Below are 15,866 nucleotides of genomic sequence, written 5' to 3'. Positions count from 1 at the left end.
CCGTCATCCGCTAACGTGTGGCCTTGATCAGCACCTGCGGAGGACTTGCATCTATGCTCAATCGTATGACCAATCTCAAAATTGGCCCCCTGCTGCTGCTCAATGCCAGCATGATTTTCCTGATGATCAGTGCCATCGCGCTGATCGCTGTCGTCAACCTCACCGGCGAGCTGCGCGGCCTGGTGATTGGCCTGGGGATGCTGGCGCTGGGACTCAACTGTTTCGGTGCCTGGTGGCTCCACAGCCGCCTGGCCCAGCCGCTTCAGGACATTGCGGCACTGGGTCAGCAAATTTCGGAGGGCAATCTGACCTCCTCGTTCAAGGGACCGGCCAGCGGCGAGCTTGCTGACATCCAGCGCGTTTTGACGGCCATCAAGGATTCACTGTTCAACATCGTGCGCGATGTGCGCAGCGGCTCGATTGCGATCGACACCACGGCGGGCCGCGTCAAGAACGACACCACGACGCTGTCGGTGCGCAACGAGACCCAGGCCGGATCCTTGCAGACAGCCGCAGCCTCCATGGAAGAGCTCACCTCCACGGTGAAGAACAACGATGACAAAGTGGTGCGCGCCAACCAGTTGGTGGCATCCACCTCGCACCTGGCCCTCAAGGGCGGCGGCCTGGTGAAAGACGTGGTGAGCACGATGGACGCCATCAAGCACAGTTCCCACAAAATCGTCGACATCATCAGTGTGATTGACGGCATTGCATTCCAGACCAATATTCTGGCGCTCAACGCCGCGGTGGAAGCTGCGCGCGCCGGTGAGCAGGGACGTGGCTTTGCCGTTGTGGCCGCCGAGGTGCGCAGCCTGTCACAGCGCTCGGCCAATGCGGCCAAGGAAATCAAGTCCCTGATCACCGACTCGGTGGAAAAAGTGGACTCGGGCAGCAAGTTGGTGGGCAACGCGGGCCAAACCATGGAAGAGATCGTGAACTCGGTCAATGAGGTGGCCGGCTTCATGTCCGACATTGCCACCAGCAGCCGGGAACAAAGTGTGGGCATTGCGCAGGTCAATGAAACCATTGCCCACTTTGAAAGCATGACCGAAGAAAATGCCGCCTTGGTGGAGCAGGCCCTGAAGTCAGCCATCTCGCTGGCCGGCAATGCCTCCACGCTCTCGCAGTCGGTCGAACATTTCAAGCTGGGCTCGGAAGTCGGCACCGCCGAGGAAGCCAAGGCACTGGTCAAAAAGGGCATTGCTTTTGCGACCGCAAACGGACTGGCCAGCCTGATCGAAGACGTCAACAAACTGAACAAAGGCCAGTTTGTTTACAAGGATCTGTACCTTGGCATCTACAGCGATGACGGCACTGTCACGGCACACGGAGCGAATCGGCATTTCATCGGCTCTGACGCCATCAACACCAAGGACCAGGACGGCAAGCTCTTCATCCGCGACATGATTGCCATCGGCATGGACCGGGGCTCAGGCGGTCTTCATTACAAGTTTGCGCACCCCGTCACACAAGAGATCAAGACCAAGGCCGTCTACGTGGAAAAATTTGACAACATGGTCGTCACTTGCGGCTGCTATGCGTCCTGATTCAACAGATACGGTTTGAGCCAGCCCAGTCCTGCCGAGGTGCCAGCAGGCTGCCCGCCTCGCGCGGGCCGGTATTCGCAGCCCACCCAGCCGTCGTAGCCCAGTTCGTCCAGCACAGCGAACAGGTAGGGGTAATTCAACTCGCCCACATCGGGCTCATGCCGCTCGGGCACCCCTGCAATCTGGACATGGGCAACCCGCCCGCTTGGCAGGTATTTGCGCAGCTTCATGGCCACATCGCCCTCCACGATCTGGCAGTGGTACAGGTCCATCTGAACCTTGAGGTTGGGGGCGTCGACATCCTGCACGATCTCGTGCGCATGGTCCTGCCGGTTCAGGAAGAAGCGCGGTATATCCCGCGTGTTGATCGGCTCAATCAACACATCCACACCCTGGCGGGCAGCCTGCGTTGCCGCCCAGCGCAAATTGTCCAGGTAGGTGGCGCGCAGGACAGCGGAGTCTGCATCCACCGGCGCCAACCCGGCCATCACGTGGATGCGTGGGCAAGCCAGCGCCTGGGCGTAGCTGAGCGCCAGTTCCACGCCGGCGCGAAACTCGGACTCGCGCCCCGGCAGGCAGGCCAGGCCCCGGCTGCCTGCATCCCAGGCCTGCTGCGCAGACAGCGCGTCGGTGCCGCCCGGCGGCGCATTGAACAGGACCTGCTGCAAGCCATGGGCCGAGAGCCGGGTGGCCAGCTCCTCAGGCGCCCAGGCGTAGGGAAACAAGTACTCCACCGCCTTGAAACCATCTTGGGCGGCCGCCTCAAAGCGATCCAGAAAAGGCAGCTCCGGGTACATCAGGGACAGGTTGGCGGCAAAGCGGGGCATCGTTCACTCCGGTGGTTCAAAACGAGCGCAGTGTCGCACAGCGTCAACCGTGTTAAGTGTCAGCCCAATCCGGCCAGCCTCAGCGCCAGCCCCGCCAGCGCACAAACGGCAATGACCGTCACAACACCCAGCTTGTAGCGCAGCAAAGCCAGGGCGGCCAGGGTCGTGAGGATCAACGCACCGAAGTCGATTTTCGACACAAATGAGCCCTCTGCCCCCGCCCTGTAGGCCACATGCACGATGAAAAACAAAGCAAGGCTTGCAATCACGCCCACCACGGCCGCGGTGATCGCGGTCAGGGGGGCGGTGAACTGCAGTTTGCCGTGGGTCGACTCCACCACAGGGCCACCCGCCAGAATGAACAGGAAGGACGGCAAAAAGGTGAACCAGGTCACCACCACGGCCGCCAGCGCAGCCCCCAGGAACAGCGCGTCGGGTCCGAGCACTTGCCTGGACCATCCGCCAACAAAACCGACAAAAGCCACCACCATGATCAATGGGCCGGGCGTGGTCTCGCCCAGGGCCAGGCCATCCATCATCTGCAAGCCGCTCAGCCACCCGAAATGCTCCACCGCCCCCTGGTACACATAAGGCAGCACGGCATAGGCCCCGCCAAAGGTCAGCAATGCGGCCTTGGTAAAGAACCACCCCATCTGGGTGACAGCGCCACTCCAGCCCTGCCACGCCATGAGCACGCTCATTGGCAGTAGCCAGAGCAAAGCACCTACCGCCAGCACCTTGGCCAGGCGCGATTTTTTGAAGCGGGCATGCGCCGGTGTCGGGGTGTCGTCGTCGATGAGGGCCGGGCGATGGGTGCCGGCATGCGCCCTGGCCGAGCCGTGCCCGCCAGCGCTGGCGAACTGCCGGGGCACCAGACGCTGACCCAGCCAACCCGTGAGTGCCGCGCCCAAAACCACCCAGGGGAACGGCACGTTCAATAATGCAACCGCTATAAAACTAATAGCTGAAATCATCCATAACACGGGGGCCACGCTCGGTTTTTTCAATGTTTTGGAACCCATGCGATGAACCGCCTGCAGCACCAGCGCGGCCACCGCCGGCTTGATGCCATACAGCATCCCCGCCACCCAGGGCACGCCGCCAAAGGCCACGTAAATCCAGCTCAGGCCGATCAGGATAAACAACGAAGGCAGCACGAACAGCGCCCCCGCCACCACGCCGCCCCAGGTGCGGTGCATCAGCCAGCCGATGTAGGTAGCCAGTTGCTGCGCTTCGGGGCCGGGCAGCAACATGCAGTAGTTCAAGGCATGCAGGAAACGCCCCTCCGAGATCCAGCGCTTTTCCTCCACCAGCTCGCGGTGCATGATGGCAATCTGGCCGGCAGGCCCGCCAAAACTGATGAAGCCCAGACGCAGCCAGAACTTCAGGGCTTCCAAAAATGAAACGACAGGGGTCACCTGAGGATGCAGGGGAATCACAGACGGATTGGGGGTGTCCATGGCAAGTCCAATAAAATTGCAGCGTTTGGACGGGACACCGTCTTGAGGCCCGAAGAGCCTGATGCCGGGGAGCTGGAACCCCGACGAGCACAATGTAGCATAGCCAATTCAGTCCAAACCACCAACCTCAAGCACGTCCATGCCCGCATCTGAAACCCTCCAGGCCACTGCACTGATCGACAGCGAGCACCCTGCCGTGCAGGCCTTTGCCCAACAACACGCCACCGGGGCCACCGACCGGGAACGGGCTGTTGCGCTGTACTACGCCGTGCGCGACGGCTTTCGCTACGACCCCTACCGCATCGACCTGTCGCCTGCCGGCATGAAGGCCAGCGCGGTGCTAGCCTCGGGCTACGGCTGGTGTGTGCCCAAGGCCACGCTGCTCACCGCCGTGTGCCGCGCAGCGGGCATTCCGGCGCGGCTGGGATTTGCCGACGTGCGCAACCACCTGTCCACCGAGCGCATGCGCGAGACCATGAAAACCGATGTGTTTGCCTGGCATGGTTACACCGACATCTGGCTCGATGGCGCCTGGCGCAAGGCCACGCCGGCCTTCAATGTGCAGTTGTGCGAGAAATTTGGTCTGCTGCCACTTGAATTTGATGGCCTCAGCGACTCGATCTACCACCCGTTCGATCTGGCCGGTAACCGGCACATGGAATACATCCGCCAGCGCGGCAGTTTCAACGACCTGCCGCTGGACGAGATCATGGTCACGTTCCGAGAGATCTATGCCAGTTGGCTGCCTGGCGGCGAGACCACCAGCAGCCTGCAGGGCGCGGACTTTCTGGCCGACGTCGCCAGCGAAGCCAGGACCGGCTCATAGCCGCAGCGGCTTAACGCGACAGCGTGTAAACCGAAGTGCCCGCCAGCAGATTGGGGCACAAGCGCACTGTTTTCCCGGCCTGAATGCCAAAGCTGTCGAGCACGCGCAAATGGCTGCGCAGGGCCAGTGCGCCCAGATCGGCATGGGTGCCGACACGGATGTTGGGCGTGTCGTACCACTGGTAAGGCAAGCGCCGGGTCACGGGCATGCGGCCCGTCAACACGCTCAGGCGATTCGGCCAGTGCGCAAAGTTGGGAAAAGCCACAATGCCGACGCGCCCCACGCGCACGGTTTCACGCAACATCACCTCGGCATTGCGCAGGTGCTGCAGGGTGTCGATCTGCAGCACCACGTCGAATGAGGCGTCGCCAAACATGGCCAGGCCCTCGTCCAGATTGAGCTGGATGACATTGACGCCACGCCTGACGCAGGCCAGCACATTGCCATCCGCAATCTCCACGCCGTAGCCGCTGCAGCCACGTGTCGTCTGCAGGTGCGCCAGCATGGCGCCGTCGCCACAACCCAGGTCAAGCACCCGCGAGCCCTCGGGCACCAGTTGGGCAATGGCCCGCATGGTAGAGATATCGGTCATGACTGTACCCCCGCCGCACTTGCAACGCTATCAAAATAAGAGCTGACGACGCCCATATAACGCGGGTCATCAAGCAAAAAAGCATCATGCCCGTGCGGCGCGTCGATCTCGGCATAACTGACATCGCGCTTGTTGTCGAGCAGCGCCTTGACAATCTCGCGGCTGCGTTTGGGCGAGAAGCGCCAGTCGGTGGTGAAGCTCACCAGCAGGAACTTGCAGGTGGCGCGCGCCAGGGCGTGGCTCAGGTCGCCACCATAGGTGCGGGCCGGGTCAAAGTAATCGAGTGCACGCGTGATCAGCAGGTAGGTGTTGGCATCAAAGTACTCGGCAAACTTGTCGCCTTGGTAGCGCAGATAGCTTTCGATCTGGAACTCCACCTCTTGCGTTGAATATTGATACGGGGGCAGTGCGTCCCCCGGCTGGCGCGCAGCATCCAGCGCGGCGGCCCGCAGCTTGCGTCCGAACTTCTCGTTCATCACGTCGTCACTGAGGTAGGTGATATGCCCGATCATGCGGGCAATGCGCAGGCCCCGTTTGGGCACGGTGCCGTGCTCGTAGAAATGTCCGCCATGAAAATCAGGGTCGGTCACGATGGCGCGCCGCGCCACTTCGTTGAAGGCAATGTTTTCGGCCGTCAGGTTGGGCGCACTGGCCACCACCACGGCATGGCGCACCCGGCTGGGGTACTGCAGGGTCCAGCTCAGGGCCTGCATGCCGCCCAGCGAGCCGCCCATGACCGCCGCCAGGGTCTGGATGCCCATGGCGTCCAGCAGCAGAGCCTGCGCGTTGACCCAGTCTTCCACCGTGACCACCGGGAAATCGGCACCGTACACACGCCCGGTGTCGGGGTTCACGTGCATGGGTCCGGTGGAGCCAAAACAGGAACCCAGGTTGTTGACGCCGATGACGAAGAATTTGCGGGTATCGAGCGGCTTGCCCGGGCCAATCATGTTGTCCCACCAGCCCTCGGATTTGTCCTGCCCCTCGTAGACCCCCGCCACATGGTGTGAGGCATTGAGCGCATGGCAGATCAGCACCGCATTGGAGCGATCGGCGTTGAGCGTGCCATAGGTTTCATAACTCAGGGAGTAGTCGCGAAGCGTCGCACCGCTTTGCAAAGGCAAAACGGCGGCAAAGTGCATGGACTGTGGCGTAGCGTTCATTTCAAATACGGTTGCAGACAGTGCTGGCCCAAAAAACAGAAAACCCGGCGTCGCTAAAGGCGAGACCGGGTTGGCAGGCGTCTTTAGCTGAACTTATTAAGCGCCCGCAAGCTGTAGCAAATCGGCGCCCTGGCAGTATATCAAGCTCCACTGAACCGGGCAAACAGGCCAGACGCCCGATGAGATGAGGAATGCCACCATCCCCGATCACCATCGGGGCGTCCGGGCCGCTTCAGCACAAGGGAGCGGGCCGGGTACGGGGAGTGTCCTTGTCGATCTCCCAGTCCCCCCGTTCAGCGACCTCATAGCGCGCCCGTCCGTTGGATTTGGCGCGGTACATGGCGGCATCCGCCGCATTGACCATGGTGGTGGCCTCCTGCGCCGCGTCCGGCTGCAGACACGCCACACCAATGCTCAAGGTGACCCAGTCTGAGGTGGGCGAGGACGCGTGCAGCAGCCCCGCCTCCTGCATCAGCTCCAGGCACTTCTGGGCCGTGTCGCAGGCGTGCGCCATGTCGGCGCCGGGTAGCAGCATCACAAACTCTTCACCGCCGTAGCGCGCTACCAGCTCGCCGGCACGGCGCACGCACTGCCCCAGCACCGCAGCCACACGGCGCAGGCATTCATCCCCGGCGAGGTGCCCATAGTGGTCGTTGTAGCGCTTGAAGTGATCGATATCGACCATCAGAAAACTCAGCGGCGCATCACTGCGGGCGCAGCGCAGCCACTCGGTGGCCAGCACTTCGTCAAAGCGCCGGCGGTTCGCCAGCCCCGTCAGGTCATCGGTTGCGGACTGCTGTGCGAGCTGATGGTTGCTGGCCTCCAGCACCTTGCCCTTGTTCACCAGTTCCGTCACATCCACGCGAGCGCTCACCAAGTAGCCCTCGGGTGTTCGCGTCTCGTAGGTGTTGACCCACTGGTTGCCCGACAACTCCTGCAGGATCGGTGTCTCATGCTTGCCGCGCTGGGCCAGGCACTGCGCCAGCCACTCTTCTTCGTGGCCGATGGCTTCTGTGATGAGGTGTCGGCGCAGGTTGGCGCGCATCAAGGTCTCGAAGGTCTGCCCAATATCGGCCGGCGTATGAAAACCCACGTGCATCTGGTTAATTTTTTTGTTGTAGAACACCAGGCGGTCCTGCTCGTCCCAGATTTGCAGCCCCACATCCAGCATCTCCAGGCTGGAGGCCAGCAACTGCAATGCCGACATGGCATCCGGGCGCCCCTCCACCTCCCGGCTCTGCTGCGCAAGCGCTGCCGCTTTCTCACCCTGCGCCCGAGCCCACACCTCCTTGAACGTTCCATGCACCCGCGCCGAAGCGGCCTGCCACGAGGGCATGAGCACCTTCCCCGCCGTCAACCCGGTATCCTTCATTTCCGTCCCTTTGCCCCTGCGGGGTAGACACCGTGAGCCCAGCGGCTGACGGTCTTTCTGATCTGGACCTGTAAGCGTACCGAAGGAACCCCGCGCAACAAATACCCGGATGTGCTGAAAATTGCTACTCAATATCCGGTAGTAGCGAAGGCAAACTTACATGCGGGTCAGCCCGACCCGGATCGCGTACTTGGTCAGCTCGGCCACGCTGTGCAACTGCAGCTTGTCCATGATGTTGCGCCGATGCACATCGACCGTACTGGCGGCAATATGCAACTCCTTGGCAATTTGCGGTGAGCTATGCCCCTCGGCCAGAAGGCGCAACACCTCTTTCTCGCGCCGCCCCAGACGCTTTTGTTCCGCCCCGTCGGCGGCACCCGGGCCACCCCGGCGGCTCGCGGCCACCAGCGTAGCAGTGGCTTCGGGGCACAGAAAAGTCTTGCCCTGCGCGGCACTGTTGATGGCATTCACCAACTGCTCCCCCGCCGCCGACTTGACCACATACGCCGTGGCGCCCGCATCCATCATTTCCATGACGAACTGCTTGTAGTTATAGGCCGACAGCACCACCACACGCACCTCGGGATGCTGGTCCAGCAAAGCGCGCGTGGCCTCAATGCCATTGACCGTGGGCATGCTGATGTCCATCACGACCACGTCGGGTTTCAATTCGCCCACGGCGCGCGTCACCAGCGCGCCATCACCCAACTCGCCCACCACTTCAATGCCGGGCTCCTTGTCCAGCATGATGCGCAGGGCCTGCCGGAGCATGGTGTGATCGTCCACCAGCAACACGCGAATAGTCATGGCGTGCCCGCGTGCCCGGCCTGGGGCACCTCGCCATCGGTATTCAGCAAGGGGACTTTGAGCACCACCCGGGTTCCGTTGCCAGGGCTGCTCTGGATGGCCACGCTGCCACCGAGCAGCCCGATGCGTTCACGCACACTGAGCAAGCCGAAGCCACTCTTGCCGTCGCTCACCCCCACAAATCGGGGATCAAAACCGGCACCGGCATCGCTGACCGTCACGGTCAGGGTGTCGCCATCGCCGCTGGCATAGACAACCGACGCAGCACCCACCCTGGCATGCTTGGCCACGTTGATCAGCAGCTCGCGCACCGCACGAAACAGCGTGGCACTCACGCCAGGGTCCATGGGCTTGGCCTTGCCATCATCGTGAACCGTGACCTCCAGCTTGTACAACTGCTGAATTTCATGCACCAGCCATTCCAGCGCGGGTCCAAAGCCGAGCTGCTCCAGCATCGGCGGATTCAGATCGAACGCCATCGCACGCACCTTGCGGCTGGCCTGGTCCAGCGCCACCATGCAGTCGCCCAGCGCTTTCTGGAGCGACTCCGGCATTTCTTCCTTTTTCAGCGCTGCCGCCTTGATGCCGATCACCGCCAGCAGCTGTCCCAGGTCATCGTGCAGATCCTGCGCCAGCTTGCGCCGCTCACGCGCCTCTGCCGTGGCCAGTGCCACCGACAGCAGACGCAGCTTCTCATTCATGGCCCGGGACTCGCTCAGGTCCTGGCGCGCCAGGCTGGCCGCGTCCAGTGCCAACTGGCTGTCGGTGATGTCGGTAAAGGTCACGATGACGCCACTGATCTCATTGCGTTCGCTCCGATAGGCCAGCATACGGCGCAGGTAACGACGGGCATCTTCGGTTTGAAACGCATGCGGGGGCACCGCCTGGCCGGCCAGCACGGCCTCGGCTGCGTCAATCAAACCGCCGCCGCTCCAGGCCAGGGAAAAATCGGTGATCGGACGCCCCACGTCGCTGGCCATGAACTTGAACTGCGTCTGCGTGGCCGGCGTGAACCACTTGATCCGGCAGGCCCGGTCAAGACAGATGGTGGCAATGTCGCTGCTGTTGAGCAGGTTGCGAAGATCGTTGTTGGCGATCTCCAGCTCGCGCACCTTGCCTTCGAGTTGCTGGTTGGCGGCCGATAACTCCTCGTTGAGCGACTGCAGCTCCTCCTTGGAGCTCTCCAGCTCCTCATTGAGCGAGCGCAATTCCTCGTTGCTGGTCACGACTTCTTCGTTGGACACCTTGAGGTTTTCGTTGGCCGATTCGAAGCGCTCGATCGTGCTCTGCAAGTCATCCCGCGTGACTTTAAGCTCTTCTTCCAGGTGACGCACCAACGCCCCTTCGGCACTTGAATCTGCGGGCACGATGACCGGCACATTGTCTTGCCGGAACACCACCAGAAACAGGCGCCCCAGCTCATCACCCGTGCTGGGCGCCACCGTGATCCGCACCGGCACAAAGCCCTGCGGACCTCGCATGCGGGCGCCGGTGACGTTCACCGTCAACCCGCTGCTTTCAGCCTCACGCAGGGCCGCACGCACCCTGGAGCGCAGCCCCTCGCGCACCATCGCCAGGAGATCCTGGCTCGGTACACCGCGGGGTCGCAGCAGGAAATCATCCGTCGGGCCACAAAAATAAAGCGTCTCACAGCGGCTGTTGATCAACACCGAGGCCGGTGCAAAGCGGTCCAGGATCAGCTTCTGGGCAATGCCGGCCACCTGACTCAAAGGCGGTCCGACCCGTGTCGAGGTCACCGCCAGGCCACCGGACAACTCGCCCACACGCCGCGGCAAGGCCAGCAAGCCACCTTGCGTCACCCCGTTGCGCTGGTAAATGCGCCACTTTTTGGAGAGCGGCTTGAACATGTCATCGCGCCCGCCATTGGACTCGGCGCTGCCCAGAAAAAGGTAGGCTTTGGGTCGCAAGGCAAAGTGAAAGATATTGAGCACCCGTTTCTGCACCGCCGACTCAAGGTAAATCAGCACGTTGCGGCAACTGATCAGATCCACCCGGCCAAAAGGCGGATCGGAAAAAAGGTTTTGCACCCCGAAGATGACCGACGAACGCAGCGTTTCATTCACTGTGTAACTCTGCTGCTCAACACCCCCGACAAAAATTCCGCCCCAGCCAGGAGGCCGGTATGCGCGCGGCGATGCCCACCGGGTAACGACCCAGGCGCCCCACTTCCAGCGCATCGTTGTTGGTGTCGGTGGCAAATATCTGGACCGGGCAATGCTTGCGGACCCGGCGCAAGCGCTCCAGCACCACCATGGCCATGGTGTAGGCCTCTTCACCCGTGGAGCAGCCGGGAATCCAGATACGGATGGGCTCGTCGCGCTCCTTTTCGCCGACCAGGGGGATGATCACGTCGGCATCCAGTGTGTCCCAGGCCAGCGGATCACGGAAAAACTCGGTCACGCCAATCAGCAGATCGCGAAACAGGGCGTCCACCTCGTTCGGGTCTGTCTGGAGCAGGGCCAGATAGTCCTTGCTTTTCAGGAGGTTGTGCAAACCCATGCGTCGCTGGATGCGGCGAAACATCGTGCCGGGCTTGTAGCCGGAAAAATCGTGGCCGCGCCGGGCTTGAACGATACTGAACAGGCTTTGAAGCGTCTTGGGATCGATCAGACCGGGATCGGCTTCATCCGGGCCGCCGACGTAGGGGTGACGCACGTAGCCGGCAATGACGGCGGGCATCTCCTCCACCGGCAGCACGTAATTGGCAATGGCCGCGGCAATGGCACTGTTGGGCATGCCGTCAAACTGGGCCGACACAGGCTCCTGCACCAGCACAATACCGCCCTGCGCCGCGATTTCCTTCAGGCCCAGCGTGCCATCGGTGCCGGTACCCGACAAAACGATGCCAATGGCCCGCGCGCCGCAATCCAGGCCCAGCGAACTGAAGAAATGATCGATCGGCAAATGCAACTGCTTCACCGGGGGGCGCGGCGTCAGGCGCAGGCAACCGTTCTTCACCGCCACTTCCTTGTCGGAGGGCGAGGTGTAGACATGATTGGCTTCTATCCGCTCGCCCTCGCGGGCCTCGGACACGGGCATGCTGGTGCATTTGGCAAACAGCTCGGCCGCCAGGCTGGTGTGCGTTGGGTCCAGATGCTGCACCACCACAAAGGCCACACCGCTGTCTTCGGGCATGGCACGAAAGAACTTGCGAATGGCGTCGTAGCCCCCTGCCGAGGCCCCTATGCCCGCAATACACAGGCCCACGGGCATGTCTGCGGCGGCAATGGTTTGGGGAACATCGGCCTTGGGACGACGCCTGACAGCGGGTTTGACAGACAAACAGAATCTCCTCGGGTGCAGCGCCATGGGCTGCCATTTTTTTAGTTTAGCCGGTGCAGGAGGCCACGCCCTGCTACGGCGATCAAATTACCTGAAAACAGGTAGTGCGAATACGCGGATACCGGTAGTGACATCCCCGTGCAGCACCCGCATCGCCTCAGGCGGCACCGTGGGCCGGTCCGACATAGCGCATCAGTTCATCCATGTCCCCGACGCCCAGCTCGGGGCTGAGGTAGCCAAGCCCCTGGTTCACCCTGAGAATCGCCTCGGGCAATTCGGTGCCGGCATGGCTCTTGTGCACATAACCCAGGGCGCCGGCACGGAACATGTCCGCCACCCGGACCGGGTCCACATGAGCGGACAAACCGATCACCTTCACCCCCGGGTGTACCGCCAGAATCGCACTCGTGGCCTCGATGCCATCAAGCCCGGGCATGTTGATGTCCATGCACACCACCTCGGCCCGGCTCAGACCCACAGCGTCAATGGCGGCGCGTCCATTGGCGGCCTCGGCAACGACTTCAATGCCGGGGATGGCCTCCAGGCTCATGCGCAGGGCACTTCTGAACAGCAGATGGTCGTCGGCCAGCAGCACACGCAGCGTCATGGTTTGCGCGTCCGGGTTGCATCCGCGATGAGCGCTTGCAGCACATCCATCTTGAGCGGCTTGAAATGCACCGCAATGCCGCGATCGGCCATGCTGCGAATGAGCGCCGGATCGGTGTCGCCGGTGATGATGATGGCGGGCAGGTCCGCGCCAAACAGCGAGCGCGCCACCTCGATCACCCCAAACCCGGTCCCGGCCGAGGCCAGACGATAGTCCGACAGCACGATGTCGAGCTTGCGCCCTGCCAGACAGGCCATGAAGTCCTTGGTATTTGTCGCGGAAACCACCTCGTGCCCCATGGCTTGCAGCGCCAGAACCAATGCCGGCAGCACCTGGGTGTCGTCGTCCACCACACCAATCACCAGCGCCCTTGGCAAGGCCTGCGGGGGCGGGGCTGCGGCAGGTACCACCATCTGACCGGCGGGCAGCTCCACGGCAAACATCGATCCGCGACCCGGCCTGGAACTCATGCGGATACGCAAACCCAGCACTGCGGCCATCTTGGCGGCAATGGCCAGACCCAGGCCGCTACCGCGGTGCTGCACGCTGTCTTCCAGTTGCGTGAACTCCTCGAAAATATGCGCCTTCTTGTCCGCCGGGACGCCGTGCCCAGTATCCCAGACCTCGATCCACTGACGCCCCTGATGGAGCCGGCAGGCAATCAAGATGCCACCCTGGTCGGTGTAGCTGATCGCATTGGCGACAAAATTGCTGACAATGCGCTGCAACAGCACCCGGTCCGAGCGGGTGAACCAGCCTTTGCCCCGCAAGCGCAGGTCCAGGCCCTTCAGACGCGCCTCGGCGGAGCTGATGGCGACCACGCTCTCCAGCATCGCATCCACCGCAAAGTCGGCCAGCTTGGGCGTGACAACCCCGGCACTGAGCTTACTCACATCCAGCAGATCGCCCATCAATTCGCTCAGGCTGTCAACGCAGCTCTGCAAGCTGGCCAGCAATTCGTCGTTGCCCGGCAGCAGGCGCTGCTTGAGCAGCCCGACATACAGGGAGAGCGCGGCCAGCGGCTGGCGCAGGTCATGGCTGGCCGCCGCCATGAAACGGGACTTGGCAAGGTTGGCACTCTCTGCCGCCTGCATGGCGTTCATCACCGCCAGCTTGCTGCGCCTGCGCTCGGTGATGTCAATCGCGACAAACACATAGCCATCCAGGCCGCCCTCGTTGCGCAGACCAACCTGGACCACCAGGGCGGGAAAGCGGCTGCCGTCCTGGCGCATCAGGGTCCACTCCTGCTCATTGGCCTCCCCCGCCTTGGCCTTGCCGATCAGCAGGGAAAACTCATCCTGCGGCGGCAAAGGCCCCCGCCTGCCCAGTTCTTGTGCCCGCTCCAGAAGTTCCTGAGGATCAAACAGGCAGGTGACAAAGCGCTGACTCACCAACTCCTGGCGGCCATAGCCCAGGGCGCGCACAGCAGCGGCGTTGACCAGGCGAATCACGCCCGTGTTGCTGGTGACAATGATCGGATGCGTTGCGCCATTCAGAATGGTTTCCTGCAACAGCAGGGCCTCGCGCAGCTTGCGCTCAACCAGCTTGCGTTCGCTGATGTCCTTGTGCAAAATCACCGCGCCACCACCCGTCGCCGTCAACGGGCTGACATTCATCAGGAACCACTGGTGCGGTCGCAAGGGCGAAGGGCAGCGGTATTCCTGCCTGAACCCGGTTGAGCGCCCATCCAGTACCGCCTGGATACCCCGGCTGGCCTTCACAGCATCCTCATGGTCCGGGGAGTCGCTGTCCACATGGCAGGCCGACAGGTAATTGGCGCCCACATCGGTTCGGGTCGACATCTTGCCGGCCACGATGCCATTCCTGCGGCCAAAACTGCGCCAGGGCTCGTTCACGGCCACGATCACCCCGTCACGGTCCAGCACGGCAATCTCGGCCCCGAGAGAGTCCATGATCGAGCGATTGAAGGCCTCGGCGCTGAGCAGCACGGCGTTGCTGCGCTCCAGTTCATCGGCGCGTTTGCGCTCGCTGGCATCGCTCAGGGCCACCAGCATGACAGGCGCCCCCTTTTCATCTTGCGAAACGGTGGCGACCAGACTGGCCCAAACCTCCGTGGTGTCGCCCCTGACCAGCCGCACATCGCAGGACTGAGGCTCACCAGCCGCCATGAGCTTTCGGCGCAGCCGGTAGTAGAGGCCCTGATCATCCTTACCGATGAACTGGCTCAGCAAACGTTGGGTCAGCACGCTGCGCGGCACACCCAGCAGCGTAGCCAGTGTGAGGTTGGCCTTGACGATCACACCAGACTGACCGACCGAACAATAGCCCACCGGCGCCAGCTCATACAAATCGAAATACTTCTCCCGCGCAAGCTCCAGTTCGCCCTGAGCCCGACGCAGCTCCTCGTTCTGCATCTCCAGTTCGATCTGATGAACCTGCAGCTCGTGCAACATCTCACGCGCGGTCTCCGACAGGATCTCACCCGACCGTGGCGGCAACAGGGAGGCGATCTCCCGAAAGCGTGCCTCGGCACGGTGGCGCAATGCCAGCGACTCACTGGTGTGAGAGGTGACGCCACGCCCTGGCGACAAGCCAATACCGTTGACCGATGGGGCTGTGGACGGGTTCATGATAATTTGTAACTATCGCCGCATGCTAAGTCGATCCACTTCAATTTGGCAACACGATTCTTTCAAAACGTCAATCCGGACAAGCATTGTTCTGTTGACATTTTTATGACAAATGTGTCCTAAGTCCCTTCATCAAAAGGACATTTAGCTATTGTTAATATAGCATTGATGCGTGATCACAAAGCAACACCCGCTCTGCGATCACGCAACCGGCGTCACTGAATCGCGATCTTCTTGGACGCCACGGTGGCCTTCTTGGGCAACTCCAGGGTCAGCACGCCGTCTTCAAACTTGGCCGAGACCTTGGCATCGTCCACGTCTTGCGCGACCGAGAAGGCCCGCGAAATCGCGCCGTGGTAGCGCTCGCTGCGCAGCACCTTGCCGCCGCGATCCTTGGTCTCCTTTTCTTCCTTGACTTCGGCATCAATCTGGACAATGTTGCCGTCAATGCGGACATTGATGTCGTCCTTCTTCACGCCCGGCAGATCGGCACGGACCTTGTAGAGGCCATCGACCTCGGTCACATCGACACGCATGTCCATGACGGGCCCCTCAAGATCCATGCGCATCGGCGCCATAAAGCGGCGGAACATGGACTCGAAGGAGTCGCTCAATGCCGGCTCAAACAGACGTGGCTCAAACAAACGCAGGTTGCTCATGGTAGGTACCTCAATAAGAAAAAATGGATGAAAGCTTTGGCTCATTCCCATGTGCATGCGAATGAGTCGATGTCAAGATTAGTCGCCAGTGCCACGCCAGTTTTGAGATTTG

The 15,866-nt window shown here is 62.0% G+C and carries 13 protein-coding genes; 2 read left to right on the top strand and 11 right to left on the bottom strand.

Annotation, left to right across the window (positions count from 1 at the left end; translation table 11 throughout):
* The first annotated feature begins 53 nt into the window (after positions 1-53).
* On the top strand, positions 54-1,547 hold the full coding sequence (locus IV109_RS00820; protein WP_296690950.1) for a methyl-accepting chemotaxis protein: 1,494 nt from the start codon (positions 54-56) through the stop codon (positions 1,545-1,547).
* Here IV109_RS00820 and otnI read toward each other — a convergent pair.
* Together otnI and chrA are read right to left on the bottom strand one after the other, a co-directional pair.
* On the bottom strand, positions 1,535-2,374 hold the full coding sequence (gene otnI, locus IV109_RS00815; protein ID WP_296690948.1) for a 2-oxo-tetronate isomerase: 840 nt from the start codon (positions 2,372-2,374) through the stop codon (positions 1,535-1,537). The two genes, IV109_RS00820 and otnI, sit on opposite strands and share 13 nt — an antisense overlap.
* Before the next feature lie 59 nt (positions 2,375-2,433).
* Positions 2,434-3,834 carry a chromate efflux transporter gene (gene chrA / locus IV109_RS00810; RefSeq protein ID WP_296690946.1) on the bottom strand — a complete coding sequence of 467 codons (1,401 nt, stop codon included), beginning with the start codon at positions 3,832-3,834 and terminating at the stop codon, positions 2,434-2,436.
* Positions 3,835-3,973: 139 nt separating this feature from the next.
* Between chrA and IV109_RS00805 the strand changes: the two genes are divergently transcribed.
* Positions 3,974-4,660 carry a transglutaminase family protein gene (locus IV109_RS00805; RefSeq protein WP_296690944.1) on the top strand — a complete coding sequence of 229 codons (687 nt, stop codon included), beginning with the start codon at positions 3,974-3,976 and terminating at the stop codon, positions 4,658-4,660.
* A 10-nt stretch (positions 4,661-4,670) separates the two neighbouring features.
* Here the strand turns inward: IV109_RS00805 and metW are convergent, their stop codons facing one another.
* The 9 genes from metW to IV109_RS00760 all read right to left on the bottom strand — a co-directional run bounded on the left by metW (position 4,671) and on the right by IV109_RS00760 (position 15,754).
* On the bottom strand, positions 4,671-5,252 hold the full coding sequence (gene metW, locus IV109_RS00800) for a methionine biosynthesis protein MetW (RefSeq protein ID WP_296690942.1): 582 nt from the start codon (positions 5,250-5,252) through the stop codon (positions 4,671-4,673).
* Positions 5,249-6,415 (bottom strand): homoserine O-acetyltransferase, encoded by a 1,167-nt coding sequence (locus IV109_RS00795; protein WP_296690939.1) that lies wholly within the window; start codon positions 6,413-6,415, stop codon positions 5,249-5,251. The genes metW and IV109_RS00795 overlap by 4 nt, the downstream gene beginning before the upstream one ends.
* A gap of 232 nt (positions 6,416-6,647) precedes the next feature.
* Entirely contained in the window at positions 6,648-7,787 is a 1,140-nt protein-coding gene (locus tag IV109_RS00790) for a sensor domain-containing diguanylate cyclase (protein WP_296690938.1), read from the bottom strand.
* Positions 7,788-7,943: 156 nt separating this feature from the next.
* Complete coding sequence (locus IV109_RS00785) at positions 7,944-8,594, bottom strand: response regulator transcription factor (protein ID WP_296690936.1); 651 nt, start codon at positions 8,592-8,594, stop codon at positions 7,944-7,946.
* Positions 8,591-10,792: a PAS domain-containing protein gene (locus IV109_RS00780; protein WP_296690934.1), complete on the bottom strand. Its 2,202-nt coding sequence runs from the start codon at positions 10,790-10,792 to the stop codon at positions 8,591-8,593. Before IV109_RS00780 ends, IV109_RS00785 begins: the two co-directional genes overlap by 4 nt.
* Positions 10,695-11,897: a chemotaxis protein CheB gene (locus IV109_RS00775; RefSeq protein ID WP_296690932.1), complete on the bottom strand. Its 1,203-nt coding sequence runs from the start codon at positions 11,895-11,897 to the stop codon at positions 10,695-10,697. The genes IV109_RS00780 and IV109_RS00775 overlap by 98 nt, the downstream gene beginning before the upstream one ends.
* Before the next feature lie 157 nt (positions 11,898-12,054).
* A complete protein-coding gene (locus IV109_RS00770) occupies positions 12,055-12,504 on the bottom strand; it encodes a response regulator transcription factor (RefSeq protein ID WP_296690928.1) in 450 nt (149 codons plus the stop codon).
* Complete coding sequence (locus IV109_RS00765) at positions 12,501-15,095, bottom strand: PAS domain S-box protein (protein ID WP_296690926.1); 2,595 nt, start codon at positions 15,093-15,095, stop codon at positions 12,501-12,503. Before IV109_RS00765 ends, IV109_RS00770 begins: the two co-directional genes overlap by 4 nt.
* Before the next feature lie 215 nt (positions 15,096-15,310).
* Positions 15,311-15,754: an Hsp20/alpha crystallin family protein gene (locus IV109_RS00760; protein ID WP_296690925.1), complete on the bottom strand. Its 444-nt coding sequence runs from the start codon at positions 15,752-15,754 to the stop codon at positions 15,311-15,313.
* Between the last annotated feature and the right edge of the window lie 112 nt (positions 15,755-15,866).

Origin of the sequence: Rhodoferax sp. (genome assembly GCF_018780565.1) — a bacterium.
Classification (GTDB): Bacteria; Pseudomonadota; Gammaproteobacteria; order Burkholderiales; family Burkholderiaceae_C; genus Rhodoferax.
This window is presented reverse-complemented; position numbering and strand designations above follow the sequence as displayed.